This window comes from Serinicoccus sp. CUA-874, assembly GCF_001942225.1.
Lineage (GTDB): Bacteria > Actinomycetota > Actinomycetes > Actinomycetales > Dermatophilaceae > Ornithinicoccus > Ornithinicoccus marinus.
In genome coordinates this window covers 25678-50793 of record NZ_MKJZ01000001.1, presented here as the reverse complement: position 1 = coordinate 50793, position 25116 = coordinate 25678, and the positions used below count along the sequence as shown (strand labels likewise).

At 73.1% G+C, this 25116-nt stretch carries 22 protein-coding genes and 2 pseudogenes; 13 read left to right on the top strand and 11 right to left on the bottom strand.

Annotated elements, in window-relative coordinates:
• Nucleotides 1-59 precede the first annotated feature (59 nt).
• The gene (gene coaA / locus BJF80_RS00235) at nt 60-1016 is read left to right on the top strand and encodes a type I pantothenate kinase (RefSeq protein ID WP_028130914.1); all 957 of its coding nucleotides are present in this window, start codon (nt 60-62) and stop codon (nt 1014-1016) included.
• A gap of 7 nt (nt 1017-1023) precedes the next feature.
• Complete coding sequence (locus BJF80_RS20610) at nt 1024-1158, top strand: hypothetical protein (RefSeq protein ID WP_269087256.1); 135 nt, start codon at nt 1024-1026, stop codon at nt 1156-1158.
• Nucleotides 1159-1232: 74 nt separating this feature from the next.
• Here BJF80_RS20610 and BJF80_RS00230 read toward each other — a convergent pair whose 3' ends face one another.
• The 4 genes and pseudogenes from BJF80_RS00230 to BJF80_RS00210 all read right to left on the bottom strand — a co-directional run bounded on the left by BJF80_RS00230 (nt 1233) and on the right by BJF80_RS00210 (nt 5638).
• A complete protein-coding gene (locus BJF80_RS00230; protein ID WP_321166325.1) occupies nt 1233-2042 on the bottom strand; it encodes a DUF1206 domain-containing protein in 810 nt (269 codons plus the stop codon).
• Between the two features lie 68 nt (nt 2043-2110).
• Nucleotides 2111-2391, bottom strand: a pseudogene (locus BJF80_RS19490) (aggregation-promoting factor C-terminal-like domain-containing protein); the annotation flags it as partial.
• Between the two features lie 890 nt (nt 2392-3281).
• Complete coding sequence (phoH2, locus tag BJF80_RS00215) at nt 3282-4655, bottom strand: RNA 5'-3' helicase PhoH2 (RefSeq protein WP_075810766.1); 1374 nt, start codon at nt 4653-4655, stop codon at nt 3282-3284.
• Between the two features lie 218 nt (nt 4656-4873).
• Nucleotides 4874-5638 (bottom strand): isoprenyl transferase, encoded by a 765-nt coding sequence (locus BJF80_RS00210; protein ID WP_075810765.1) that lies wholly within the window; start codon nt 5636-5638, stop codon nt 4874-4876.
• A 141-nt stretch (nt 5639-5779) separates the two neighbouring features.
• On the opposite strand from BJF80_RS00210, the gene trhA reads away from it, so the two are divergent.
• Complete coding sequence (gene trhA / locus BJF80_RS00205; RefSeq protein WP_075810764.1) at nt 5780-6508, top strand: PAQR family membrane homeostasis protein TrhA; 729 nt, start codon at nt 5780-5782, stop codon at nt 6506-6508.
• A 21-nt stretch (nt 6509-6529) separates the two neighbouring features.
• Here trhA and BJF80_RS00200 read toward each other — a convergent pair whose 3' ends face one another.
• Together BJF80_RS00200 and mca are read right to left on the bottom strand one after the other, a co-directional pair.
• Nucleotides 6530-6736 (bottom strand): hypothetical protein, encoded by a 207-nt coding sequence (locus BJF80_RS00200; RefSeq protein WP_075810763.1) that lies wholly within the window; start codon nt 6734-6736, stop codon nt 6530-6532.
• Nucleotides 6733-7809 (bottom strand): mycothiol conjugate amidase Mca, encoded by a 1077-nt coding sequence (mca, locus tag BJF80_RS00195; RefSeq protein ID WP_075810809.1) that lies wholly within the window; start codon nt 7807-7809, stop codon nt 6733-6735. Before mca ends, BJF80_RS00200 begins: the two co-directional genes overlap by 4 nt.
• A 127-nt stretch (nt 7810-7936) precedes the next feature.
• On the opposite strand from mca, the gene BJF80_RS00190 reads away from it, so the two are divergent.
• Nucleotides 7937-8401: a DUF4307 domain-containing protein gene (locus BJF80_RS00190; protein ID WP_075810762.1), complete on the top strand. Its 465-nt coding sequence runs from the start codon at nt 7937-7939 to the stop codon at nt 8399-8401.
• A gap of 33 nt (nt 8402-8434) precedes the next feature.
• On the opposite strand, the gene greA is transcribed toward BJF80_RS00190, so the two are convergent.
• Nucleotides 8435-8926 carry a transcription elongation factor GreA gene (greA, locus tag BJF80_RS00185; protein ID WP_022924448.1) on the bottom strand — a complete coding sequence of 164 codons (492 nt, stop codon included), beginning with the start codon at nt 8924-8926 and terminating at the stop codon, nt 8435-8437.
• Nucleotides 8927-9216: 290 nt separating this feature from the next.
• Here greA and msrA point away from each other — a divergent pair, with 290 nt between their 5' ends.
• From msrA to BJF80_RS00170, 3 genes and pseudogenes are all read left to right on the top strand, one after another.
• Nucleotides 9217-9888: a peptide-methionine (S)-S-oxide reductase MsrA gene (gene msrA, locus BJF80_RS00180; RefSeq protein ID WP_033418706.1), complete on the top strand. Its 672-nt coding sequence runs from the start codon at nt 9217-9219 to the stop codon at nt 9886-9888.
• 92 nt (nt 9889-9980) lie between these two features.
• Complete coding sequence (locus BJF80_RS00175; protein ID WP_075810761.1) at nt 9981-10838, top strand: CDP-alcohol phosphatidyltransferase family protein; 858 nt, start codon at nt 9981-9983, stop codon at nt 10836-10838.
• Nucleotides 10835-11739 (top strand): annotated as a pseudogene (locus BJF80_RS00170) (glycosyltransferase family 2 protein). The gene BJF80_RS00175 and the pseudogene BJF80_RS00170 overlap by 4 nt, the downstream one beginning before the upstream one ends.
• On the opposite strand, the gene BJF80_RS00165 reads toward BJF80_RS00170, so the two are convergent.
• Both BJF80_RS00165 and BJF80_RS00160 read right to left on the bottom strand, forming a co-directional pair.
• Entirely contained in the window at nt 11729-12958 is a 1230-nt protein-coding gene (locus tag BJF80_RS00165) for a glycosyltransferase (RefSeq protein WP_075810760.1), read from the bottom strand. The pseudogene BJF80_RS00170 and the gene BJF80_RS00165 overlap by 11 nt on opposite strands.
• A gap of 58 nt (nt 12959-13016) precedes the next feature.
• The gene (locus BJF80_RS00160; RefSeq protein WP_143553915.1) at nt 13017-13442 is read right to left on the bottom strand and encodes a hypothetical protein; all 426 of its coding nucleotides are present in this window, start codon (nt 13440-13442) and stop codon (nt 13017-13019) included.
• Between the two features lie 27 nt (nt 13443-13469).
• Between BJF80_RS00160 and BJF80_RS00155 the strand changes: the two genes are divergently transcribed.
• Together BJF80_RS00155 and BJF80_RS18035 are read left to right on the top strand one after the other, a co-directional pair.
• Nucleotides 13470-14804 carry a Gfo/Idh/MocA family oxidoreductase gene (locus BJF80_RS00155; protein WP_075810758.1) on the top strand — a complete coding sequence of 445 codons (1335 nt, stop codon included), beginning with the start codon at nt 13470-13472 and terminating at the stop codon, nt 14802-14804.
• Between the two features lie 229 nt (nt 14805-15033).
• Complete coding sequence (locus BJF80_RS18035; RefSeq protein ID WP_143553914.1) at nt 15034-17526, top strand: CDP-glycerol glycerophosphotransferase family protein; 2493 nt, start codon at nt 15034-15036, stop codon at nt 17524-17526.
• Here the strand turns inward: BJF80_RS18035 and BJF80_RS00145 are convergent.
• Both BJF80_RS00145 and BJF80_RS00140 read right to left on the bottom strand, forming a co-directional pair.
• Nucleotides 17523-17726, bottom strand: a complete 204-nt coding sequence (locus BJF80_RS00145) for a hypothetical protein (protein ID WP_075810757.1) — start codon at nt 17724-17726, stop codon at nt 17523-17525. The genes BJF80_RS18035 and BJF80_RS00145 overlap by 4 nt on opposite strands.
• Before the next feature lie 189 nt (nt 17727-17915).
• Entirely contained in the window at nt 17916-18815 is a 900-nt protein-coding gene (locus BJF80_RS00140; RefSeq protein ID WP_075810756.1) for a hypothetical protein, read from the bottom strand.
• Nucleotides 18816-18973: 158 nt separating this feature from the next.
• On the opposite strand from BJF80_RS00140, the gene BJF80_RS00135 reads away from it, so the two are divergent.
• The 4 genes from BJF80_RS00135 (at nt 18974) to BJF80_RS00120 (ending at nt 25092) form a co-directional block, all read left to right on the top strand.
• Entirely contained in the window at nt 18974-19996 is a 1023-nt protein-coding gene (locus BJF80_RS00135; RefSeq protein WP_075810755.1) for a 3-oxoacyl-ACP synthase III, read from the top strand.
• A gap of 22 nt (nt 19997-20018) precedes the next feature.
• The gene (locus tag BJF80_RS00130; protein WP_075810754.1) at nt 20019-22736 is read left to right on the top strand and encodes an alpha/beta fold hydrolase; all 2718 of its coding nucleotides are present in this window, start codon (nt 20019-20021) and stop codon (nt 22734-22736) included.
• The gene (locus tag BJF80_RS00125) at nt 22736-23707 is read left to right on the top strand and encodes an NAD-dependent epimerase/dehydratase family protein (RefSeq protein ID WP_075810753.1); all 972 of its coding nucleotides are present in this window, start codon (nt 22736-22738) and stop codon (nt 23705-23707) included. The genes BJF80_RS00130 and BJF80_RS00125 overlap by 1 nt, the downstream gene beginning before the upstream one ends.
• A 161-nt stretch (nt 23708-23868) precedes the next feature.
• Nucleotides 23869-25092 (top strand): acetyl-CoA C-acetyltransferase, encoded by a 1224-nt coding sequence (locus tag BJF80_RS00120; protein ID WP_075810752.1) that lies wholly within the window; start codon nt 23869-23871, stop codon nt 25090-25092.
• Nucleotides 25093-25116 lie beyond the last annotated feature (24 nt).

Sequence of the window (25116 nt, the reverse complement as noted above, 5' to 3'; positions counted from 1 at the left end):
CTGCCGCGGCACGGCACGCCCGTCCGCCTCGCGCCGCCGCGCTTGGCACAATGCCCGTCATGGGTGCGCAGGGAAGCTCGGGCATACCGTCCCCGTATGTCGAGCTGGACCGGGGTGACTGGGCCCGGCTGCGCGAGGAGCACCCGATGCGGCTGGACGCCGCCGACGTCGAGCGCTTGCGGGGTCTCGGGGAGCGCCTCGACCTCGCCGAGGTGGAGCAGGTCTACCTGCCCATCAGCCGGCTGCTGTCATTCTACGAACGGGCGACCGGGCGGCTGCACCAGGTCACGAGCGACTTCCTCGACGAGGGGCACGAGCGGACGCCCTTCGTCATCGGCGTCGCCGGCTCGGTGGCGGTGGGCAAGTCGACGACCGCCCGTATCCTCAAGGAGCTCATCTCGCGCTGGGAGTCCGCGCCGCAGGTGGACCTGGTCACCACCGACGGTTTCCTCTTCCCCAACGAGGTGCTGGCCCGCCGCAACCTCATGCCGCGCAAGGGCTTCCCCGAGTCCTACGACCGGCGGGCGCTGCTGCGCTTCGTGAGCGAGGTCAAGGCAGGCAGGGCCGAGGTGCGGGCCCCGGTCTACAGCCACCTCGTCTACGACATCGTGCCCGACGAGCAGATCGTGGTGCGCCGGCCGGACGTCCTCATCGTCGAAGGACTGAACGTCCTGCAGCCGCCGCGCCCGCACGACGACGGCCGCCCCGGTCTGGCGGTGAGCGACTTCTTCGACTTCTCCGTCTACGTCGACGCCCACGTCGGGGACATCAAGCGGTGGTACGTCGACCGCTTCCTCGAGCTGCGGCGTACCGCCTTCGCCGACCCGGACTCGCACTTCCACCGGTATGCCTCGCTCACCGACGACGCCGCCGTGGACATCGCGGAGAACATCTGGGACACGATCAACGCCCCCAACCTCGTCGACAACATCCTCCCCACCCGCAGCCGCGCCACCCTCGTGCTGCTCAAGGGCGCCGACCACAGCGTCGACCGCGTCCGGCTCCGTCGCCTCTGAGCGAGCCGTGGCCCTCCCCACGACCTTCCGCCCCTTCTGGGTGGCCAGCACGCTGAGCTATGTCGCGCTCTCGATGACCACCCTGGGCGTCGGCGATCTCGCCCCCGGCCCTCACGCCGGCCCGGACTCCATCTCGACCTGAGCAAAGATGTCTTCGCAACACAGGCGATATTGCTTTGTCCGGAGCAGGCTTCCTTGCTCAGGGTGGTGGAGGGGTCAGTCCATCCGGGCATACCGGGCGCGGGCGAAGCTGTAGACGCCGTAGAGCGCCAGGCCCACCGCGACGAGGAGGAGCAGGACGGTGCCGAAGGGCTGCTCGGCGAGCGTCTTGAGGGCGCCGTCCATCCCCTGCGCCTCGTCCGGGTCGGCCTGCCACGCCGCGAGGCCGAAGAGGCCGCCGACGACCAGCAGGGCCACTCCCTTGGCGACGTAGCCGATCATGCCGGCCACCGTCACGCCGGTGCCGAGGCTGCCGCCACCGGTGGCGGACAGGTCCTCGAGGAACTTCTTCGTGAAGCCCTTGTAGACGTGGTAGCCGCCGACGGCGATGACACCGAGCGCCACCGCGCCGACGAGGAGGCGACCCGCGGGCATCTCCATCAACCGCTGGGTGATGTCGGTGCTGGACTCCTGACCGCCCGAGCTGCCCCCACCGACCGCGAACCGGACCGAGATCACGCCGAGAGCGGCATACAGGACGCCCTTGCCCGCGGCCTTGACACGGGCCCCCGTCTCGCCACCACCGAGGATCCCGTCGAGCAGCTGGAAGAGCGCGAGCGCGACGAAGCCGAGGACGCAGATCCAGAGCAGGAGCGGACCGGCCGGGGCCTCACGCACCGTCGCGATGGCGCCGCTGGTGTCCGCCTCCCCGCCGCTGCCGAGGGCGACCCGGCCGGCGATCCATCCGAGCACCAGGTGGATGAGCCCGCTGGCCGCGAAGCCGACCCTGGCCACCTTCTCCAGCCACGGGTGGTCCGCCACCTGACGTGCCCGGCGCGATCCTTCGTCCAGGATGTCGTTGCTCACGCGGCAGAGCATGACAAACCCCCGGCCGCGGCGCGACCGGGGGTGCTGTCAGGTATGCCGGGACCGGCTCAGTACCAGTTCACGGCCTGGGAGTGGGCCCAGGCGGCGCAGGGCGAGCCGTAGCGGCCGGAGATGTAGCCCAGGCCCCACTCGATCTGGGTGGCCGGGTTGGTCTGCCAGTCGGCACCGGCCGAGGCCATCTTGTTGCCCGGGAGGGACTGCGGGATGCCGTAGGCGCCCGAGCTGGGGTTCATCGCGGTGTGGTTCCAGCCGGACTCCTTCTGCACAGCGAGTCCAGGCAGCTCCACTGGTCCATGCCCCAGCCGTAGCTGCCGAGCATGGACTGCGCGATGCCGCGGGCGTCACCGCTGTAGACGGGGGCGGGCTCCGGCTCGGGCTCGGGCTCCGGCTCGGGCTCGGGCTCCGGCTCGGGCTGGGGCTGCGCCACGGGCTCCGGCTCCGGCTCCGCGGCCGCGCGCTCCTGGTCACGGGAGGCGGCCTGCTCCTGCTCGGCCGCGCGCTCCGCGGCAGCGGCCTCGGCGGCCTCGGCCTCGCGCGCCGCCTTCTCCGCGGCCTCACGGGCGGCCTTCTCGGCCTCGGCACGGCGCTCCTCGGCGCGCGCCTTCACCACGGCGTCGGAGGCGTCCTGCACGGTGGACAGGCTCTCGTCCCGGATGCCGGTCGACACGCTCAGGGCGGCGTCCTGGTCGGCGCGCACCTCGCGCAGCTGCGCGAACATCCCGGTCGACTCCTCGCCGGCGACCTCGCTCAGCGCGGCGACGGCGTCGGCAGCGACGGTCGGAGAGAACTGGCCGACCGAGGCCCGCAGCGCCTCGTTGTGGCCCTCGGCGGCGGGGGCGCCGGAGCCCGCGGTGGCCGCGTAGGTCGCCAGGCCGAGCGATCCGGCGGCGATCGAGGCCGTCACGGCGATCGCCGCGGGGCTCATCCGGCGGCCTCGCGTGTGGCGGGCCTTCTGGTCATCGGTCATGGGGGCATGGCTCATGGGGCAGGTCTTCCTCACTCGGACGGCTCGCCGCTCTCGCTCATGGCTGCCGGGCCCTCAGGGGGGTGGATCACAGGGACGATCGGGGCCCGCGCGGCGTTACCAAAACGTGATGTAACCCCACTACCGTGCCGGGCAGCACGGCCTCACGTCAAACCCTCAGCACAAGACGTGGTGAAGGTCACACCGACATGAGGCCGGTGTGACGTCTGTGACTTCACCCTACGGCACGCCCGTCACAGCAGCGCCTCCGGGCCCTCCAGCATCTCCGTCACCAAGGCGGCGATCGGGCTGCGCTCGCTGCGGTGCAGCGTGACGTGAGCGAAGAGCGGATGCCCCTTGAGCGCCTCGATCACGGCGGCCACCCCGTCGTGGCGCCCGACGCGCAGGTTGTCCCGCTGGGCCACGTCGTGCGTGAGGACGACCCGGGAGCTCTGGCCGATCCGGGACAGCACGGTGAGCAGCACGTTGCGCTCCAGGCTCTGCGCCTCGTCCACGATGACGAAGGCGTCGTGCAGGGAGCGACCGCGGATGTGGGTGAGGGGAAGCACCTCGAGCATGTCGCGGTCGAGGATCTCCTCGACGACCTCCGTGGAGACCACCGCGCCGAGGGTGTCGAAGACCGCCTGCGCCCAGGGCCCCATCTTGTCGTTCTCGCTGCCCGGCAGGTAGCCCAGCTCCTGGCCGCCGACGGCGTAGAGCGGACGGAAGACGATGACCTTGCGGTGCTGGCGACGCTCCATGACCGCCTCGAGCCCGGCGCACAGCGCCAGCGCGCTCTTGCCGGTGCCCGCGCGTCCACCGAGGCTCACGATGCCGACGTCGGGGTCGAGCAGCAGGTCCAGCGCGATGCGCTGCTCGGCCGAGCGGCCGTGCAGACCGAAGGCGTCCCGGTCACCGCGCACCAGACGCACGGTGTGGTCGGGCGCCACCCGGCCCAGGGCGCTGCCCGAGGCGCCGAGGATGGTCAGCCCGGTGTGGGTGCGCATCTGCGCCGCCCCGGGATGCTCCAGCCGGCCGGTGTCGTAGAGCTGGCGCATCTGCTCGTCGTCGACCTCGATCTCGGCCATGCCGGTCCAGCCGCTGTCGACCGCGAGCTCGGCGCGGTACTCCTGCGCATCCAGACCGACCGACGACGCCTTGACCCGCATCGGAAGGTCCTTGCTGACGACGGTGACGTCCTGGCCCTCGCCGGCCAGGTTGGCCGCCACGGCGAGGATCCGGGTGTCGTTGTCCCCGAGCCGGAAGCCGGCGGGCAGGGCGGTCGGGTCGGTGTGGTTGAGCTCGACCCGAAGGCTGCCCCCGGCCTGCCCCACCGGCACCGGCTCGCTCAGGGTGCCGTGGGCGACCCGCAGGTCGTCGAGCATCCGCAGCGCCTGGCGCGCGAAGTAGCCGAGCTCCGGGTGGTGCCGCTTGCCCTCCAGCTCGGAGATGACCACCACCGGCAGGACGACCTCGTGCTCGGCGAAGCGCAGCAGCGCCCGCGGGTCGGACAGCAGCACGGAGGTGTCCAGGACGTAGGTCTTGCGGCCGGTCTCCGGCAGTGCGTCGAAGGGGGTGACGGCCTCGTCCAGCAGGTCGGCGGTCGAGACGGGACGGCTGATGCTCATGCTGACTCCCAGGGGGACGCGCGCCGGTGGGCTGCGCGTCGCAGGCGGTGGGCGGTCCGGGACCGGGCCACGCCACGACGTGGGCCGGTACCGGCCCTCCGCCAGAGCCAGAGCTCCATGTGGTGGGCCTCCCGAGAGGCGGGGCGGGGGTGCCCCGCGTCTGCCTCGACGGTATGCCGGGAGCCAGGTCCTGCCTGCGCGCTGCGGCGGCGTGTCGCTCAGCTGCCGAAGCGCCGCTCGCGCTCGGCGTAGGCCCGCAGCGCGCGCAAGAAGTCGACCTTGCGGAAGTCGGGCCAGAAGGCCTCGCAGAAGTAGAACTCGCTGTGCGCGCTCTGCCACAGCAGGAAGCCGCCGAGCCGCTGCTCGCCCGAGGTGCGGATCACCAGGTCGGGGTCCGGCAGGCCGCGGGTGTAGAGATGCCCGGCGATGTCCTCCACGGTCACCGTGCTGGCGACCTCCTCGAGCGAGGCTCCGGACGCGGCGGCGTCCCGGAGGAGCGAGCGCACGGCGTCGGCGATCTCCCGGCGCCCGCCGTAGCCGATCGCCACGTTGACGACCATGGCGTCGATGTCGTCGGTCAGCGCAGCGGCCTCGGTGAGCCGGTCGGCGGTCTCCTGAGGCAGCAGGTCCAGGGCACCGACGACCCGCACGCGCCAGCGCCCGGTCGAGGCGAGCTGCTGCACCACCCCCTCGATGATGGTCAGCAGCGGCTCGAGCTCCCCCGCGGCACGGTTGAGGTTGTCCGTCGAGAGCAGCCAGAGGGTCACGACCTCGACCCGGGCCTCCTCGCACCACCCCAGGAAGGGCGCGATGTTCTCCGCCCCCGCACGGTGCCCGTCCGCGGTCTGCGCCCCTCGCCGCCGGGCCCAACGGCGGTTGCCGTCGAGCATGACCCCGATGTGACGTGGGAGCCGTTCGGCGGGCAGGTGCCGGCGCAGCGATGAGTTGTAGGCCCGGTAGACCAGGTCCCTCGGCGTCGGCATGGCCTCAACCTACCGGCCACCCCTGGAGATCCGCTGCGCCCGCGTCCGGGGCGGTGGAAGCGTCGCCCAGAGTCGTGGAACCCTCGGCGGGACCGAACCTACGGTTTCGTAACCTACGGTTGCGTAGGTTAGCCTGAAGGCATGTCGACCCCCCGTGACACGACCGAGGCGACCGGCACCCTGGGCTCCTTCGTCGGCCAGGTGACGGACCAGGTGAAGGATCGCGTCAAGCCCCACCTCCGTGGCTGGCTGCACCTCGTGATGGTCCCGGTGGCCGTGGTCTCCGGAGCTGTGCTCGTCGCGCTCGCCCCCAGCGCCCCGGCGGGCGCCGCCGCACTCGTCTTCGCGATCACCGCCGTCCTGCTCTTCGGCACCTCGGCGGTCTACCACCGCGGTCGGTGGAGTCCTCGGGTCGCGCACGTGCTCAAGCGCTGGGACCACGCCAACATCTTCCTCATCATCGCCGGCACCTACACCCCCTTCGCGGTGCTGCTCCTCCCGTCGCCGCAGACCAGGCTGCTGCTCTGGGTCGTCTGGTCCGGGGCGCTCGCCGGGGTCCTCTTCCGCGTCTTCTGGGTCGGGGCGCCGCGGTGGCTCTACACCGGGGTCTACATCGCCCTGGGCTGGGTCGCGATCTTCTTCCTGGTCCCGATGTGGCGCAGCGGCGGCCCGGTCGTCGTGGGGCTCATCGGGCTCGGGGGCCTGTTCTACACCCTGGGCGCCGTCGTCTACGGCCTGCGGCGCCCGGACCCCTCACCTCGGTGGTTCGGCTTCCACGAGGTCTTCCACGCCTTCACGGTGGCGGCCTTCGCCGCGCACTGGCTGGCGGCCTATCTCAGCCTGTCGATGGACTCGGTGCCCGCGGCCTGAGCACCTAGAGCACGGCGGCGCTCAGGCGAGCGGGTCGTCCTCGGGCCGGTCCGGTGCGTCGCCCTGCTCGGCTGGGCTCTCCTGCCGCAGCCGGGCCTCCTCCGCCCGCCGCATCCGCCGCAGCCGGCGGGTGAGGTCGCGGCCGAGGAACCACACGGCCAGGGCCAGCCCGAAGAGGACGAGGAAGCCCCCGAGCCCGGCCGTGATCTCGACGCCGGTCGAGTTCACCGGTCGTGCCCCTCGTCGCGGCGCACGTCGTCGGCACCGTCTCCGTCAGCGTCCCCCATGTCGGCAACGGCGTCCTGTTTCCGCTCACCGACCGCATCCTGCTCCAGCGGCGGCAGCGGCGGCTCGCCCCGGTGCGCCAGCACGAGCGCCCCGGTCTCGTCGCGCTGCGGCACCTGACGGCACCGGGCGTCCAGCCCACCGTCGAGGTCGCGCAGGCCGGCGAAGAGGTCGTCCTCGGGCAGTGTCACGGGGACCAGCGAGCGCGCCAGCTCGTAGTCCTCGGTGGGCCAGACCCGCTGCTGGATCTCCAGCGGGACGCGGAACCAGGGCCCCTCCGGGTCGACCTGGGTCGCGTGCGCGCGCAGCGCGTCGTCGCGCACCGAGAAGTGCTCCCCGCACGGCACGCGGGTGGTGAGCACGCGGCGCGGCCGGCTCCCGAGGTGCTTGCGCCAGTCGGCGAACGGAGGCTCGTGACCGGCCTCGACCATGGCCTCGTCCAGCCGGATCATCCGCTGCGGGTCCCAGCCGCTGTAGTAGACCTTGAGCGGCTGCCAGGGCTCGCCGGCGTGCGGGTATGCCTCGGGGTCGCCGGCCGCCTCGAAGGCCGCCATCGTCACCGTGTGCGTCATGATGTGGTCGGGGTGCGGGTAGCCGCCGTTCTCGTCGTAGGTCGTGAGCACGTGCGGCCGGAACTCCCGGATCACCCGGACCAGCGCCTCGGTGGTCACCTCCGGCGGCTCCAGCGCGAAGCACCCCTCCGGCAGCGGCGGCAGCGGGTTACCCTCGGGCAGGCCGCTGTCGACGAAGCCCAGCCAGGTGTGGCTGACACCGAGGATCTGCGCCGCCCGGGCCATCTCGTCCCGCCGGACCTGGGCGATGTCGCGGATGATGTGCGGGTCGTCCTTGAGCTTCTCGTTGAGCACGTCCCCCCGCTCCCCACCGGTGCAGGACACGACGCGCACGTCGACCCCCTGGGCGACGTAGTGCGCCGTCGTGGCAGCGCCCTTGCTCGACTCGTCGTCAGGGTGTGCGTGCACCGCGAGCAGGCGCAGCCCGGGACCCGAGGTGGCCATCGGCATTCCTTCCGCGTCGGAGCCGGCACGGGTCGGCGTCATGGCCGACCGGACCGTGCCGGACAATGGTGGTGGTGCCGCTCCGGGCACCCCGCCATCCTCTCACCCCCTCGGAGGGCAGCCGCACATGACCGCCAGCAACACCGGTCCCGCCGAGCCGCCGCGCCCGGACGGCGTCCGGGACTGGGACGCGGAGGAGGAGCGTGCCGAGGCGCAGGAGCGCGGCCGGCGCGGCGACCGCCGGTGGTGGGTCGTCGGCGTGCTGGCCGTGGTCGTCATGAGCCTCATGGCCGTGATCTGGGGACTGTCCGCCACCGTGGGGCGGGTGCACTGGGTCGACACCGGCTTCGAGGTCGTCTCCGACAGCCGGGTGGACGTGCGCTTCGACCTGCGGCGCGACCCCTCGCGCGAGGCGGTGTGCCGGCTCGAGGCGCAGGCCACCTCGCACGTGGTCGTCGGGCGGACCGAGGTGCGCGTCCCCGCGGCCCAGAGCTCCCCGAGCCGGCACGTGGAGAGCGTGACCACCGCCTCGCCGGCCGTCACCGGCTACGTCGAGGAGTGCTGGTACGCCGACGGGGCGCCCCGCCGCTGACGGCAGGACGCCCCGAGGCGGTCGCGCGGGAGGTCAGGGCTGGTAGGGCGTGGCCTCCAGGATCTTGACCTCCACGGTCTTGCCGTTGGGCGCCTCGTAGCTGACCGTCTCGCCCGTCCGGCCGCCCAGGAGCGCGGCCCCGAGCGGGGACTGCTCGCTGTAGACGTCGAGGTCGCTTCCCTCGTCGATGATCTCCCGGGACCCGAGCAGGAAGGTCTCGCTGTCGCCGAACATCTCCACGGTCACGACGGTCCCCGGCTGCACGACGCCCTTCTCGGTCGGGGCCGACCCCACCACGGCGTTCTGCAGCAGGTGCTCGAGCTGGCGGATGCGGGCCTCCATCTTGCCCTGCTCCTCCTTGGCGGCGTGGTAGCCACCGTTCTCCTTGAGGTCGCCCTCCTCCCGGGCCGCCTCGATGCGCTTGCTGATCTCCGAGCGCCCTTCGTCCTTGAGCTGGGTCAGCTCGGCCTGCAGGCGGTCGTAGGCCTCCTGGGTCAGGTAGCTGGCTGCTGTGGTCTCGGTCACTGCGTCTCCTCGGTATGCCTTCGCGTGGCCGGCGGCGTCCAGCCGCGGCCGGCGATCGTGCGCCGGGTGCCGCGCCAGGCGGTGCGGCTCTCCCCAAACACACGGTCCGGGCCAACAAGGCCCGGACCGTGGATCGAGCGACAAGTCTAGCCCGCCTGCACCCCTGAGTCGACCTCACGCGTGGACCTCACACGGCGACCGCGCCTCGATCCCGGGCCCACCGCGAGCCACCTCGGCGGCATGGGGCGGCACGGTCGGCCCTCGGTCGCCGCGGGTGGGACACTGGGGTGATGCGACACGACGCCACCCTTCCCGGCCGCGCGACCCCCCTGCCCGACATCCCCGAGCGCCACGTGGTCCTCGGCACCTCGATGCACGAGCCGTGGCCCGAGGGCTCGGAGGTGATGACCGTGGCGATGGGCTGCTTCTGGGGAGCCGAGCGGATCTTCTGGCAGCTGCCCGGCGTGGTCACCACCGCGGCCGGCTACCAGGGCGGCACCACCCCGAACCCCACGTACCGCGAGGTGTGCACCGGGCGCACCGGGCATACCGAGTCGGTGCTGGTCGTCTACGACCGTCGCGCGACCGATCCCGAGACCCTGCTCAAGGCCTTCTGGGAGAACCACGACCCGACGACGGCGAACCGGCAGGGCAACGACATCGGCACGCAGTACCGCTCGGCGATCTACTGGACGACCCCCGAGCAGGAGCGCGCGGCCCGGGCGACCGCCGACGCCTTCGGCGAGGTCCTGCGTGACGCCGGGCACGGACCGATCACGACCGAGCTGCTGCCCGCCTCCGAGGCCGGACCCTTCTACTACGCCGAGGACGTGCACCAGCAGTACCTCCACAAGAACCCCGGCGGCTACTGCAACCACGGCCCGAACGGCTACACCTGCCCGGTCGGCCTGGTCCCGCAGGACGAGCTCCCGGCCCAGACGAGCATCGCGCCGCCCGACTGAGGGCGGCGTCGGCCTCGCCCGAGGGTGACCCGGTCGTCCACCCCCTAGACTCCTGCGGGTCAGATCCCGTGACCGGCGACGAGAGGTGGTCCATGGCTGACCCGTCGGCCGCCAGCCCGCTCGACTCCCGGCCCCGGCGGCCCACGCTGGCGCAGGTACGCGCCGTGGCTCAGCCGCCCGAGGTCCTGGGGCGCGGCAGCGCCGAGCACTGGACCGGGGATCTCTACCTCCGTCGGGTGTCGCCGCACCTGACCCGCGCGCTCATCCCGACGCCGGTGACGGCCAACGGGGTGACCTGGCTGATGATGGTGGCCGGCTGGGCCGCCGCCGGCGCGCTGCTGATCCCCGGCCTCTGGGGAGCGCTCCTCGGCGCGCTCCTCGCGCAGCTGCAGATGCTGCTGGACTGCTCGGACGGGGAGGTCGCCCGGTGGAAGGGGCTGTCCGGGCCGGTCGGCGTCTTCCTGGACAAGGTCGGCCACTACACCGTCGAGGGGGCGATCGCGCTGGCCCTCGGCTGGCGGGCGGCCGGGGTCGTCGGTGGGCAGGAGACGGATCCGGCCACGACGTGGCGGTATGCCTTCCTCGGCGCGCTGCTGGCCGCCGGGCTCCTGCTCAACAAGGCGCTCAACGAGATGGTGCACGCCTCGCGGGCGGCGGCCGGTCTGGACCGGCTGCCGGACACCACCCAGGCCCGGGCCGTGCCGGCAGGCAGCGTGCTGGGGGTGCTACGCCGAGCGGCGCGGCTGGTGCCCTTCCACCGGATGTTCCACTCGATCGAGATGACTCTGGTCACGCTGGCGGTCGCGGTGGTCGGCGCCCTCGCCGGTGCCGAGCTGGAGGCCGCGCGCTGGCAGGTGCTCGTCATGGCCGCAGTCATCCTCCCGGTCACCGCGGGCCACCTCGCCGCGATCCTCGCCTCGCCCCGGCTGCGCCGAGAGGACGCCCGATGACCGGGGGCACCTCCAGCGGCCGTCCCAGCTTCGGCGTCGTCGTCCTGACCCAGGGCCGCCGCCCCGAGGAGCTGGCGCGCGGGCTGAAGTCGTTGCAGCGCCAGCAGGGGGTGGAGCTCGACGTGGTGGTCGTCGGCAACGCCTGGAACCCCACCGGCCTCCCCGACGAGGTCAAGACGCTGGCGCTGCCGACCAACATCGGCATCCCCGCGGGGCGCAACGCCGGCGTGCCGCACGTGGACGGCGAGTTCCTCTTCTTCCTCGACGACGACGCCTGGCTCATCGACGACGACGTGCTGCTGCGGACGGCGGGCTACCTGCGCGAGCACCCCGACGTCGGCCTGGTGCAGCCGCTCATCGAGGACCCCGAGGTGAGCGACGGGGCGCACCCGGGCCGGTGGATCCCTCGCCTCGGGGCGCGCCAGCGGCATACCGAGCCGACGTCTTCAGCGTGGTCGAGATGACCGTGGCGATGCGCCGGGAGGCCTTCGAGGCGACCGGCGGGTGGCCGGGCATCTTCTTCTACGCCCACGAGGGCATCGAGCTGGCGTGGCGGGTGTGGGCGGCCGGCTACCGGGTCCGTTACGTCCCCTCGCTGCGCACCGGTCACCCCGTGGTCGACCCGCGCCGGCACTCGGACTACTTCTTCAAGAACGCCCGCAACCGGGTATGGCTGGCCCGGCGCAACCTGCCCCGGCCGCTGGCCGTGGCCTACGTCGGCAGCTGGACCGGGATCCAGCTGGTGCGCTGGGCCGCGCAGCGTGACGGGCTCGCCTCGTGGTGGTCCGGCTGGGTGCACGGCTGGCGCAGCGACCCCTTCGAGCCGGGCGAGGACCGCACCCGCCTCACCTGGCGTGCGGTCGCGCGGATGGCCCGGCACGGCCGCTTCCTCATCGTCTGACCGAGTCAGGCATGTCGGCGTCCAGGGCACGGAAGAGCTCGAACCACCGTGCCGCGAACGCCTCCTGCCCGAAACGCCCGTCGACGCCCGCGCAGCCGGCCCGCAGCGAGGCAGCCAGCTCTGGGTCGCCGAGGACCTGGGCCGTGCGCTGCGCCAGGCCCGGGATGTCGCCGTCCGGGACGAGGAATCCGTTGACCCCGTGGTCGACGATGTCCGCGGGCCCGTAGCGGATGTCGTAGCTGACGATCGGACACTCCTGCCGCAGTGCTTCCACGAAGACCATGGGAGCGCCCTCGAACCTGCTGGACTGCAGGCACAGCGTCGCCCGGCGGTACTCCCGCCCCGGCTGGTTCGTGAAGCCCTCGAGGCTGACCGCGTGCCGGACCCCGAGCTCCTCGATGAGCTGCTGCAGCTCGGCGCGCCGGGCCCCCTCGCCATAGATCTCCAACCGGGCGTCCGGGTGCTGCTCCAGCACCTCGACGAAGGCCCGGATGCCGTGGTCCGTGCGCTTCTGGCTGGCCAGCCGGCCCATCATGATGACGAGCCGCGGGTCCCGCTCGACCTCGGTATGGGTGGCGGCACCGGGTGCGGCGTGCGGCATGACCCAGACGTTGTCACGCCGGCCCACCAGGGCCTCCGCCTCCGCCCGCTGACTGTCGGTGAGAAACACCATGGCCCCCATCGTGTCCAGGTGCCGGAAGAGCTTGCGGAAGGTGGAGCGCAGGTCGTCCAGCGAGCTCGAGGTGGACCTCAGATGGGAGTTGTGGGCGACGAAGACCGTCCGGACGTGGTCGCGCCGGTAGCCGAGGACGTCGTCGTCGGCCTGCCGCGCCTCGACCGCCACGATGGTGGGATGCCCCCCGCTGAGCGCGTCGAGCGCGCGATGCACCACGGGGGTCAGGGTGCCGTCCTGCCTCGACTCGACGTTCCCGTCCTCGTCGAAGAAGGTGACCGACTCCTCCTGTGGCTTCCCGCCGGGGCGCTTGGGCGGGCGGAAGGTCTGCGCATACATCGGGCCGCCGTTGCGCCGATGGAACACGTGCTCTCTCGCCGTCGCCTCGCCCGGGTCCCAGAGCATGGTCCGGCGGAGCCTGCCCTCCCGGTCGTACTCCTCCCGCCGGATCCGCTCCCCGTCGGCATCGAAGTGGTCCTCGTGCTCCAGCGCCCCCTCGACGAACCTGCGCAGCACCAGCGGCGTCCCGTCCTCGGCGTAGCGCACGAGGTTGCGGCCCCGACGGACCCACCCCGATGCCTCCAGGTCGCCCTCGGCTCCCGCGTCACCGCTGCGGGCGGCACCGCTTCGGTGCGTCCGGGTAGGCGTCCATCAGCCAGCGCACCTCCACGCCCTCGCCCAGCTGCCCGCGGCGACGCATCCCCTCGATCGCCCGGGGCAGGGTGTGGGCGTGGTTGCGCACCAGCACGACGGAGCGGAGCCCACCCTGCTCGTAGAGGGTGCGGCACTTGGCCAGGATGGAGGCGGTGCGCCCTCCGAACTCCATGGGGATGCCCTCGACGAGCACGACATGCTGGACGTCCGGCGGTGGCGCGAGCTCGGGGACCGGGTCGCGGCGGACGACGGGCCGGGGGGCCTGCGACGGGTCCTCACCCCCGACCCGGTCCGGGCGCCCGGACCGCCGCAGCCGGTCGAGCACCCGGCGCGGCGTGGATCTCAGTCTTCTCGCCATCAGCAGGCATACTCGCATGAGTCCACCACGAGGAGGCAACCCAGAGTGCGTGTCATCACCTACGGCACCTACGACCTGTTCCACGAGGGCCACCGTCGCCTGCTGGAGCGCGCCAAGGCGCTCGGGGACTACCTCATCGTCGGCGTGACGACGGAGAACTACGACGACGCCCGGGGCAAGCTCAACGTGCAGCAGAGCCTGATGACGCGGATCAAGAACGTCGAGGACAGCGGCCTCGCCGACAAGATCATCATCGAGGAGTACGAGGGCCAGAAGGTCCAGGACATCCAGAAGCACCAGGTCGACGTCTTCGCGATCGGCTCGGACTGGCTGGGGCGCTTCGACTACCTGCGGGACTACTGCGACGTCGTCTACCTCGAGCGGACCAAGGGGGTCTCCAGCACCCAGCTGCGCAACGAGGCGGGGGTCATCAAGGTCGGGGTCGTCGGGGCGGGCCGGATCGCGCACCGCTTCGTGCAGGAGGCTCGCTTCGTCAGCGGCGTCAGCGTCGAGGCGGTGCACAACCGGACGCACAGCACGGCGCAGGACTTCGCCGCCGAGCACGAGCTCAACCGTGCCGTGGAGGACTACGACACGCTGCTCGAGGCGGTCGACGCGGTCTACGTCGCCACCCCGCACGACACCCACGCCGACTTCACCCGCCGCGCGCTGGACGCCGGCGTGCACGTGCTGTGCGAGAAGCCGATGACGCTCACCCGCGCCGAGACCGAGGAGCTCTTCGCCCGGGCGAAGGAGCGCGGCGTCGTGCTCATGGAGGCGATCAAGACCGCCTTCGCCCCCGGCTTCCAGCGCATGGTGGCGTTGGCCCGCAGCGGCGCGATCGGCCAGGTGCGCTCGGTCGACGCGACCTTCACCAAGCTCGTCGACGAGGGCCGGGAGCTCCAGGCCCCGGCGGGCGGCAGCATCTCCGAGCTCGCCAGCTATCCGCTCGTCGCCGTCGTCAAGCTGCTCGGGACCGAGATCGCCGACGTGCGCACCACCTCGCTGCAGCCGGAGGCATCCCCTGTCGAGGTCTACTCCAAGATCGACGTGACCTTCCGGCACGGGGAGGCCACCGCCCGGACCGGGCTGGGGGTCAAGGCCGAGGGTGACCTCGTCGTCGCGGGGAGCGCCGGCTACCTCTACGTGCCGGCGCCGTGGTGGAAGACGGAGTACTTCGAGGCCCGCTTCGAGGACAGCCGGGACAACAAGAAGTACTACTACAAGTTCGACGGCGACGGGCTGCGCTACGAGCTCGCCGAGTTCGCCTGGCTGATCCGCAACGAGACCTCCGAGTCCTACAAGCTGCGGGCCGCCGAGTCGGTCGCCATCGCCGACGTCATCGAGCGTGCGCGCACCGACGCCCGGGTCCTCACCTGATGGCGCTGCCCCCGGTCGGTCCCGACCAGGAGCCGCCGCGCCCCTCGCCGCTTGAGCGCGCCCGCGCGACCGCGCTGCGGGCCAGGACGCAGACCGAGCGTCGCGCCCGGCGTCTCCTGCGGCGGCAGCTGACCCGCGCCCGCTCCTCGGACAGTGAGCTGCTGCAGCGGGCCTACGTGCTGGGGCGGCAGGGGGCCCGGGCAGCCGTCAACACCGTCACCACCGTCAGGTGGGGTGGGTCGCGACCCTGTGGGGCGCGCGCTGGCTGGACGGCACCACCTACGAGATCCGCGGCTGGGCCTACGAGCGCGGCTACGGGCATACCTCCCCGCCCCAGGTCGAGGTCGTCGTCGCGCGGCGCGGAGGGACGCGCCTGCGGGTGCGCGCCGACGTCACGTCCGTGCACGAGATGGAGGTCAACGCCTTCGCCACCCAGGGGGAGTTCGACTACGCCAACACCGCCTTCGTGGCGCGCATGGATCTCGCCGCCGTCCTCGCCGACGAGGACCCGCGCCCGTGGCAGGTCCACGTCCGGGTCACCGGTGCGGACGGCCGAACCGCATCAGGCACGCTGAAGTACCGCCACCGCGCCAGCTCGGCCCTGATGCTCGGCGCGCGCACCTTCCCCGGTGGCGTCCAGGTGGTGCCGAGGTGGGTCCGGCGGCGCGGGCTGTTCTTCGCCCGGGTGGTGCCGCCGGCACTCGCCCGAGAGGTCGGCATCGACGGGCGCGAGGTCCGGGCCGAGGTGGAGCTGCGCGGCATCAGGGCGGAGCGGGTCGAGCTCGTCTCCCGGTATGCCCGGCGCCCGGTCGACGTGGACCGGCGGGACGACGGTGTGCTCCGGCTGCGCGCGGAGGTGCCCGAGACCTGGGTGGTCCTCCCCACGGAGACAGACCTGCTCGCCCCGGAGACGGAGGAGGCCGCGCTGGACTCCCCGGCCCCCGGCCCGAGGGCGGCAGCCGGGGAGGACGGCTCCGAGGCCGCCGCGGAGGAGGCCGGCTCGGAGCAGTCCGACACGACGACCGCGGCGGGGCCGGACGACGCCCGGGAAGGGCAGCGTCGCGTCGCCCAGACCTACCGGGTGGTCGTCGTCGACACGCACGACACCGAGCACGTCGTCGCCACCGCGCTGGACCAGGAGATGCCGGTGCAGGCACGTGGGTCCGGCCTGCTCGCCTACGCGGGCTCGGGCGGCGCGCTCTACCTCGCCGACCCGCGGTCCCACCTCGTCGTCACCGGGACCGAGATCGAGCACGGCGAGGCACCGCGAGTGCGCCTGCGGGGCACCTGGGGCGGGGAGCTGGAGCACCTGGACCTGACCTTCGCCGGCCGGCGCCAGGTGCTGCCCGCGGCCGTGGAGCTGCGCCCGGACGGGACCTGGGAGGCCGAGGTCGACCTGCTGCAGCCACGATGGGGCGGCCCTGCCCGGCTGCCGCGCACCGGCAGCTACACCCTGCGGGGACGAGACTCCTCGGGCGGCTCCGTGCGGGTCATGGCCGCCCCCGACGTGGTCGCGCGCACCCCGCAGAAGCTGCCGGTCGAGCAGGCGCGGCTGCGGTGGGAGATCGGCAAGGGGCGATCGCTGCGGCTGCGCGTCGGCCTGACCCGCGCCGCCGACGAGCTGGGGTCGTTCCACCAGCGCCGGATGGACGCGGCCTACCTCGCCGGTCCGCACGAGCCGCAGCGATCGGTCTACCTCGAGTCCTTCTACGGCCGCCTGGCCACCTGCAACCCGCACGCCCTGGACGCGGTCATCGCGCGCGAGCACCCGGACTGGGTGCGTTACTGGGGCGTGACGGACCTGTCGGTGCCCGTCCCCGAGGGCGCGGTCGCCGTGGTCGAGGGCACCCAGGCCTGGTTCGACGCGCGGGCCCGCTCGCGGTTCCTCATCGCCAACGACTGGCTGCGCCGCCGGTTCACCCCGCAGCCCTTCCAGACGGTGCTGCAGACGTGGCACGGGTCGATGTTCAAGCGCATCGGCCTGGACCGCCCGAACGCCGACGCATCGACCCGGGAGGCCCTGGTCCGCGAGCGGGACAAGTGGGACGTCCTGCTCAGCCAGAACCACCACAGCACTGAGATCTTCCGCAGCGCCTACGCCTGGGAGGGCGTCTTCTACGAGGAGGGCTACCCCCGCAACGACGCCCTCACCGGGGGGTCCGGGGAGCAGATCCGCGAGCGCCTCGGCATCCGACCCGACCAGAAGGCCGTGCTCTACGCCCCCACCTGGCGGGACAACGCCGCGGGCATGGTGGTCTTCCTCGACCTGGAGCGGCTCACCGCCGATCTCGGCGACGACTACGTCGTCCTGCTGCGCGGCCACTCCCGCACCGTCGGCCACGGCCGCAGCGTGGACCTGCCCGGCGTCGTCGACGTGACGACCTACCCACACATCACCGAGCTGTTCCTCGCGGCCGACGCGCTCATCACCGACTACTCCTCGGTGATGTTCGACTACTCCGTCACCCGGCGCCCGATGATCTTCTACGTCCCCGACCTGGACGAGTACCGCGACGACGTCCGCGGGGTCTACTTCGACCTCGGCGAGGAGGCACCGGGCCCGGTCGTGGCCACCCAGGAGGAGGTGGTGACGGCGCTGCGGGAGATGGACGACACGCAGCGGTATGCCGAGCGCTACGCCCGGTGGGTCGAGCGCTTCAACCACCTCGACGACGGGCACAGCGCCGAGCGGGTCGTCGCCCGCCTCTTCGAGGGCGCCTAGGACAGCTCGTCGACGGCTCCCGCGATGCAGTGCTCGTCGGCGGTCTGCGGCAGCACCGACTCCGTCGGCCCGGGCTCGGGGGCCGCTGCCCCGTCGTCGACGAGCAGCAGGCAGGGGATCGCCCGCTGGGCGCACCACGCACGGTCCTGCTGCTGCGCGGGCCAGCGGACGACCCGCACGGGGGTCCAGCCTGACGCCATGTCGTTCTCCTCACCTCGGCTCGACGACACCGTCAGTCTGCCGTGCCGCGCAGCCGCTGACGGCCCAGATCGGGGGTTCCCGGCGAGGGTTCACGAGGCGTTCACGCGGCGGTCGCACCAGGGTCGGCCGGAGGTCGCAGAAGGGCCACGACCGGTCTTCCGGTCGTGGCCCTCCTGCTGCTCGGGGGGTCAGCCCTCGCTGCCCGGCTGCCCGCCGAGCTCGCTCATCTCCATGATCTGGTCCTCGGCGGGGGCCTCGATCTCCTGCGGCTCGCCCCAGTTGTCCATCATCATCTCGGCCGACACGCCCTCCATGTCGAAGGCGAGCTGACGCATGAGGTTGTCGTCGTCCAGCCAGACGTCGTAGACGACGGTCTCCGGCATACCCGGCGCGGTCGTCGTGGCGGCCTCCCCGGACGCGGCCGCGGCCGCCTCGGGATCGAGGGTCACCTGATAGCGCCGCATCTCGGTGCCGTCGACGTCCTCCTCGCCGACGAGGACCACGCTCTGCGCGCCCTGCTCCCACGCCTCCCACTGCGAGGAGACGTCGAGATCCTCCATGGCGGCGGCCTGACCGAGCAGGTCCTCGCCACCGCGGACGTACATCCCGTCGGGGGTGACGCCGGGCATCGCGAAGTAGACCTCGCCGCCGGTGGTGATCATGTCCATGTCGCCGAGCTCGGGCACGGCCATGGTGAACTGCATGACCGGCTGGTCGCCGGAGAGGTCGACCGCCCCCTCCGCGTCCATCGACTGACCGGAGGCGTCCATGGTCATGGTGAGGGTGTAGCTGGACAGCGTCTCCTCGCCCGGCTCCTGCATCATCGCGAGGAACTCCTCCACGGGGATCTCCTCGCCGTCCGCGGCGGCGTCCGCGTCGTCCTCACCACCGGCGTCGCCGTCGGACGCGGCTGCGTCCTCGCTCTCGTCCTCCTGCCCGGCGCTGCTCTCCCGCGAGGTCTCGGTGCCGGAGGACTCGCCGGCCGCGCCCGAGGAGTCACTGCTCTCGTCCCCGCCGCAGGCGCTCAGCCCCAGCCCCAGGACTCCGGCGCTGAGGATCGCGCCCAGCCTCGTCCGCGTGCTGCTCATGTCGGTCTCGCTTTCCGGCGGCTCCCGCCGGGCGGCGGGAGGTGGATGGTGCTCCCCATCGTGGCACAGCGGCGCCTTCGGTTCTTCCCCGGCGCCGGTGCTGTGGTCGAATGGGGACTCTGTCCGTCTTCCCTTCGCCAGAACGCAGGAACCACCACGTGACCGGCAACGCCACCTTCCGGCACAGCGACACCGCTGTGCTCTCCGTCACCGCCGTCGACGCCCCGATCGTCAAGACCTCCGCCGAGTTCGACGAGGTCATCGGTGACTCCTACCCCCGCAACGGGCTGCGCCCGGGAATGCTGGCCAAGCTGGCAGGGATCTCCGAGCGTCGATGGTGGCCAGAGGACCAGAGCTTCGTCGACGGCGCGGTCCAGGCCGCGCAGGAGGCGCTGGCGGAGGCCGGGGTCGACGCGAGCCGGGTGGGACTGCTCGTCAACACCTCGGTGAGCCGGGAGCACCTCGAGCCGTCGATCGCCGTGTCGGTGCACCACGACCTGGGGCTGCCCTCGGCGTGCCTCAACTTCGACCTCACCAACGCCTGCCTCGGGTTCGTCAACGGTATGCAGCTGGCCGCGACGATGATCGACGCCGGCCAGATCGACTACGCCCTGGTCGTCTGCGGCGAGGGCTCGCGCATCCCGCAGGAGCGGACGTTGGAGCGGCTCTCCGGCCCGGACGCGACGGCGGAGGACATCGTCAGCCAGTTCGCCACCCTCACCCTGGGCTCCGGCGCGGCGGCGATGCTGCTCGGCCGGGCCAGCGAGCACCCGGAAGGACACCGCGTGGTCGGTGGCGTCACGCGCGCGGCCACCGAGCACCACGAGCTCTGCGTCGGCGACTTCACCGAGATGCGCACCGACGCCCAGGGGCTCCTCGTGGCGGGGATGGGGCTGGCCGGCGAGTTGTGGCGCGACGCGGCCCAGGAGTTCGACTGGCAGGAGATGGACCGCTACATCGTCCACCAGGTCTCGCAGGTGCATACCAGCAAGACCGCCGAGGCGCTGGGCATCGACCTCGCGCGCATCCCCCTGACCTTCCCCACCTACGGCAACGTCGGTCCCGCCGCGGTCGCGATCACCCTCGCGAAGGAGGCGGACGCGCTCGAGCGCGGGGACCGGGTGCTCATGATGGGCATCGGCTCCGGGCTCAACATGACCTGCCTCGAGATCGACTGGTGACCCGGGCCGAGCCCAGCTGAGCGTGGCCGTGCCGCACCCCTCCCCCACCCACCGGATCGAGGATCCGGCGCGCCGCGCCGCGCACGACCGGGTCGGTCTCCCGTCCGCGCCGCTGCCCGGGCTCGAGCGCGACTGGTCACGGGTCGTGCTGGCCCGGGACGCCGAGGGGCGGACCCGGCGGTGGCACGTGCTCGACAACGGCCCCGCGCTCGAGGCGGAGGGGGTCGAGCCCGTCGGGACGGTCCTCGCGGTCCACGGCAACCCGACGTGGTCCTACCTGTGGCGCCGGGTGCTGGCGCAGGCACCTCCCGGCTGGCGCGTGGTCGCGGTCGACCAGCTCGGGATGGGCTGGTCCGAGCGCCCCGGCACCCCCCGCACGCTGGGCCAGCGCGTCGCCGACCTCGGGGGTCTCACCGACGCCCTCGGGCTCACCGGACCCGTGGTCACGCTGGCCCACGACTGGGGCGGACCGGTCAGCCTGGGCTGGGCCCTGGCGCACCGGGAGCAGCTCGCGGCCGTGGTGCTGACCAACACCGCCGTCCACCAGCCGGTCGAGCACGCGGCGCCGGCCGTCATCCGGCTCGCGCGTGCCCCGATGCTGCTCGCGCAGGCGTGCCGCACCACCCCCGCCTTCGTCCGGGCGACGACCGCCCTGTCCCGGCCCGCGCTGGCCCGCGACGTGCGCGACGCCTTCGCGGCGCCCTACGCGAGCGCCGCGCGCCGCGACGCCGTCGCCGACTTCGTCCGGGACATCCCCTTCGAGCCCGACCACCCCAGCCGGAGGACGCTCGACGACATCGCCGCCGGCACGGCGACGCTGGACGTGCCGGCGCTGCTGGTCTGGGGCACCCGCGACCCGGTCTTCTCGCAGCGCTACCTGGAGGACCTGCTGCGGCGGCTGCCGCACGCCGACGTGCAGGTCTACCCCACCGCGTCGCACCTCGTCCTGGAGGACTCCCCCGGGGGTGTCGGGGTCGTCTGGGACTGGGTGCGGCGACGGGCCGGCGGGGACGGGGCACGGGCCTCGCACGACGTCGGGGCCGAGGGGACGGCTCCGGGTGGGAGTGCGGCCGTGGTGCCGGTCCGGGTCGACCTGAGCAGACCGGACGAGGTCGCGATCGTCGAGCTCGGTGAGGGCGAGCGGCGGGTGACCTTCGGCAAGCTGGACGAGCGGGTGGACGCCGTGGCCCAGGGTCTGGCGGCCCGAGGCGTGCAGCCGGGTGACCGCGTGGCCGTGCTCGTGCCACCCGGGGTGGACCTGACGACGGTCGTGTATGCCGTGTGGCGCCTCGGCGCCGTCGTGGTCGTCGCGGACGCCGGGCTGGGGCTGCGGCGGCTCGCCTCGGCGCTGTCCGGCGCGGGGCCGGCGCACGTCGTCGGCATCGGCCGTGCGCTGGCTCTCGCGGCGGCGACCCGGGTCCCGGGGTCACGGATCCGCACCGACGGGGGAGGCCTGGACGCGCTGGCGGACGAGGGCCGCGGCGGGACCGACCCGCTCCCGGACCGGCTCGACGACGAGGCCGACGGGGCGATCCTGTTCACCTCGGGTGCGACCGGCCCGCCGAAGGGGGTCGTCTACACCCGGCGCGGCCTGGGCGCCCAGGTCGCGCTGCTGTGGGAGACCTTCGGCTTCGGCCCGGGCGAGCGCTTCGTCGCGGCGTTCGCGCCGTTCGCGCTCTACGGCCCGGCGCTGGGGCTGTCGAGCGCCGTTCCGGACATGGACGTCACGGCTCCCCACACGTTGACGGCGACCGGGCTGGCCGAGGCGGTCGCCGCGGTCGACGCGACGATGGTCTTCGCCGCACCGGCCGCCCTGCGCAACGTCGTCGCGACCGCCGGGTCGCTCACCGCTGACCAGCGGGGGGTCCTCGGCGGCGTGCGGCTGGTGCTCTCCGCCGGCGCGCCGGTGCCGCCGGACCTGCTGCGCGAGGTCCAGGAGGTGCTGCCCGGTGCGCAGACGCAGACGCCCTACGGGATGACCGAGGCGCTTCCCGTCGCCACGCACGACCCCACCGCGACCGCGACCGACGAGCTCACCGCGCAGGACGGGGTCTGCGTGGGACGACCCGTGCCGGGCGTCGAGGTGGGTGTGGCCGCACTGGGGACGGACGGCATACCCACGGAGGAGCTCGGGACAGGAACCGGTGTGGTCGGCGAGATCGTCGTGCGCGGCCCGCACGTCAAGGACCGCTACGACCGCCGCTGGGCCGCGCAGGAGCACAGCGACCGGCCGACCGGCTGGCACCGCACCGGCGACGTGGGACACCTGGACGAGGACGGTCGGCTCTGGGTGGAGGGGCGGCTGGCCCACGTGCTCACGACGGCTGACGGACCGGTGACCCCCTACCCCGTCGAGGACCGGGTGCGGGAGGTTCCCGGGCTGGTCGACGTCGCCGTCGTCGGGGTCGGCCCGACCGGCGCGCAGCTCGTCGTGCTCGTGCTCGTGCCGGGTCACCGGGGCGGGGCTCTCGCGCGCGTCACCGGGGCCGCTGCTGGCGCCGGGGCGCTGGCCGGCCCGGACCTCGCCGCACGGGCGCGGGCCGCGGCAGGCGTCCCGGTGGCTGCCGTGCTCGTGCGCGACTGGCTCCCGGTGGACGTCCGGCACGCGAGCAAGGTCGACCGCGGCGCCCTCGCGGACTGGGCCGAGGGGATCCTCCACGGTCGCCGGACGACCGACCGGCTGCGCGACGTGCTCGCCGGCCGGGGTCGCGCCCGGGCACCCCGGCGCAGGAGCCGCTGATGGGCGGGCGGGTGCTCGTCACCGGTGCGAGCGGGATGCTCGGGGGCGCGACCGCCGACCTGCTCGCCGACCACGGCTGGGACGTGACCGTCATGCAGCGCCGGACCGCCGGGGGCCGGCACCGCGAGTCGCTCGGCGACATCCGCGACCCTGACGCCGTGGAGCGCGCGGTGCGGGGGCAGGACGCGGTGGTGCACCTGGCGGCCAAGGTGGACGTGGTCGGCCCGTGGCGCGACTTCGTCGACGTCAACGTGCGCGGCACCCGCCGGGTCATCGAGGCGCTGCGCGGCCACGGCGGTGGCCGGCTCGTGCAGGTCAGCTCTCCCTCGGTCGCGCACAGCGGCCACTCGCTGGCCGGGGCGGGCGCGACCCCCGCCAGCCCGATGCGCGCCCGCGGGCACTACGCCCGGACCAAGGCCGCGGCCGAGCTCTTCGCCCTCGAGGCCGACTCCCCCGACCTCGCGGTCACCGCCGTGCGGCCGCACCTGGTCTGGGGGCCGGGCGACACCCAGCTCGTCGGCCGCATCGCGCAGCGCGCCCACCAGGGCCGGCTCGCGCTGGTCGGCCCGGGCACCGCGCTCGTGGACACGACCTATGTCGACAACGCCGCCGAGGCCCTGGTCGCTGCACTGGACAGCATCGACGTCGCGCGCAGCCAGGCCCTGGTCGTGACCAACGGCGAGCCGCGGCCGATCGGCGAGCTCGTCGGTGACATCTGCCGCGCGGTCGGGGCACCGGCGCCGCGGCTGCGCCTGCCCACCCCCCTGGCCTGGGGCCTCGGGGCGGCGGTCGAGGGAGTGACCGCGCTGTCCGAGCGGGTCCCCGGCCTGCCGACCATCACCCAGCCGCCGATGACCCGCTTCCTGGCCGAGCAGCTCTCAACCGCGCACTGGTTCGACCAACGGCACACCCGCGAGGTGCTCGACTGGCGCCCGCGGGTGAGCGTCGACGAGGGCCTCACTCGCCTCTGAGCTCTGCGCGACTGCAGCGGTCATGTCGCCACATCAGCGGTTCTGAGCACACAACCGGTGCAGTCGCGCACGTCGGGAGCGGCACCGCCGGGACCTCTCCCCCGGCGGCGCCGCGGCGCTCACCTAGACTCACGGCATACCGCTCGCGTCAAGGAGGACCCATGCCCGAGGCCGTCATCGTCGCCGCCGCCCGCACCCCCATCGGTCGCGCCTTCAAGGGGTCGCTGACGACCGCGCGGCCGGATGACCTGGCCGCCGGCGTCATCCACGACGCGCTGGAGCAGGTGCCCGAGCTCGACCCGACCACCGTGGAGGACCTCTACCTCGGCTGCGCCGAGCCGTGGGGCGAGCACGGCTTCAACATGGCGCGCGTCGTCAGCGTGCTGCTGGGCCTGGACGGGGTGCCCGGCTCGACCGTCAACCGCTTCTGCGCCAGCTCGGTCCAGACGACCCGGCAGGCGCTGCACGCGATCAAGGCCGGGGAGGGCGACGTCTTCATCAGCGCCGGGGTCGAGTGCGTGTCGCGGTATGCCGACTTCTCCGGCGCCGGCGGTGGCAAGGAGTCGTGGCGCAACCCGCTCTTCGCCGACGCCGTCGCCCGGACCGAGGCGATGGCCGCGAGCAACGAGACCTGGACCGACCCGCGCGAGCAGGGCGGCCTGCCCGACGTCTACATCGCCATGGGCCAGACCGCCGAGAACGTCGCCACCTCCCTCGGCATCTCCCGGCAGCGCCAGGACGAGTGGGGCGTCCGCAGCCAGAACCGCGCCGAGAAGGCCATCGCCGACGGTGTCTTCGCCCGCGAGATCGCGCCGGTCACGCTCGCCGACGGGACGGTGGTCAGCACCGACGACGGCCCGCGTGCCGGGGTCACCCTGGAGAAGGTCAGCCAGCTGCAGCCGGTCTTCCGCGAGGACGGCACGGTCACCGCCGGCAACTGCTGCCCGCTCAACGACGGCGCTGCGGCCCTGGTCGTCATGAGCGACACCCGGGCCAAGGAGCTCGGCCTGACCCCGCTGGCGCGCGTGGTCTCCACCGGCGTCTCGGCGCTCTCCCCGGAGATCATGGGCCTGGGGCCGATCGAGGCGAGCACGCAGGCGCTGGAGCGTGCGGGCATGAGCATCGGCGACATGGACCTCTACGAGATCAACGAGGCCTTCGCCGTGCAGGTCCTCGGCTCGGCCGACGCGCTGGGCATGGACGAGGACAAGCTCAACGTCCACGGCGGCGCCATCGCGCTGGGGCACCCCTTCGGCTCCACCGGCGCCCGCATCTCGACCACGCTCATCAACGCGCTGCAGACCCACGACGGGCAGTTCGGGCTGGAGACCATGTGCGTCGGCGGCGGCCAGGGCATGGCGATGGTGATCGAGCGCCTCTCCTGACCGACCGGCCGCACGGTATGCGCC

Coding starts and splice junctions, on each gene's coding strand:
- trhA (WP_075810764.1), top strand. CDS start 5,780: ATGTCGACCCCCCGTGACACGACCGAGGCGACCGGCACCCTGGGCTCC.
- coaA (WP_028130914.1), top strand. CDS start 60: ATGGGTGCGCAGGGAAGCTCGGGCATACCGTCCCCGTATGTCGAGCTG.
- BJF80_RS00140 (WP_075810756.1), bottom strand. CDS start 18,815: ATGAGCAGCACGCGGACGAGGCTGGGCGCGATCCTCAGCGCCGGAGTC.
- BJF80_RS00120 (WP_075810752.1), top strand. CDS start 23,869: ATGCCCGAGGCCGTCATCGTCGCCGCCGCCCGCACCCCCATCGGTCGC.
- BJF80_RS00210 (WP_075810765.1), bottom strand. CDS start 5,638: ATGCCGACGCCGAGGGACCTGGTCTACCGGGCCTACAACTCATCGCTG.
- mca (WP_075810809.1), bottom strand. CDS start 7,809: ATGGCCACCTCGGGTCCCGGGCTGCGCCTGCTCGCGGTGCACGCACAC.
- BJF80_RS00145 (WP_075810757.1), bottom strand. CDS start 17,726: ATGGCGTCAGGCTGGACCCCCGTGCGGGTCGTCCGCTGGCCCGCGCAG.
- BJF80_RS00190 (WP_075810762.1), top strand. CDS start 7,937: ATGACCGCCAGCAACACCGGTCCCGCCGAGCCGCCGCGCCCGGACGGC.
- BJF80_RS00160 (WP_143553915.1), bottom strand. CDS start 13,442: ATGCGAGTATGCCTGCTGATGGCGAGAAGACTGAGATCCACGCCGCGC.
- phoH2 (WP_075810766.1), bottom strand. CDS start 4,655: ATGAGCATCAGCCGTCCCGTCTCGACCGCCGACCTGCTGGACGAGGCC.
- BJF80_RS00125 (WP_075810753.1), top strand. CDS start 22,736: ATGGGCGGGCGGGTGCTCGTCACCGGTGCGAGCGGGATGCTCGGGGGC.
- msrA (WP_033418706.1), top strand. CDS start 9,217: ATGCGACACGACGCCACCCTTCCCGGCCGCGCGACCCCCCTGCCCGAC.
- BJF80_RS00175 (WP_075810761.1), top strand. CDS start 9,981: ATGGCTGACCCGTCGGCCGCCAGCCCGCTCGACTCCCGGCCCCGGCGG.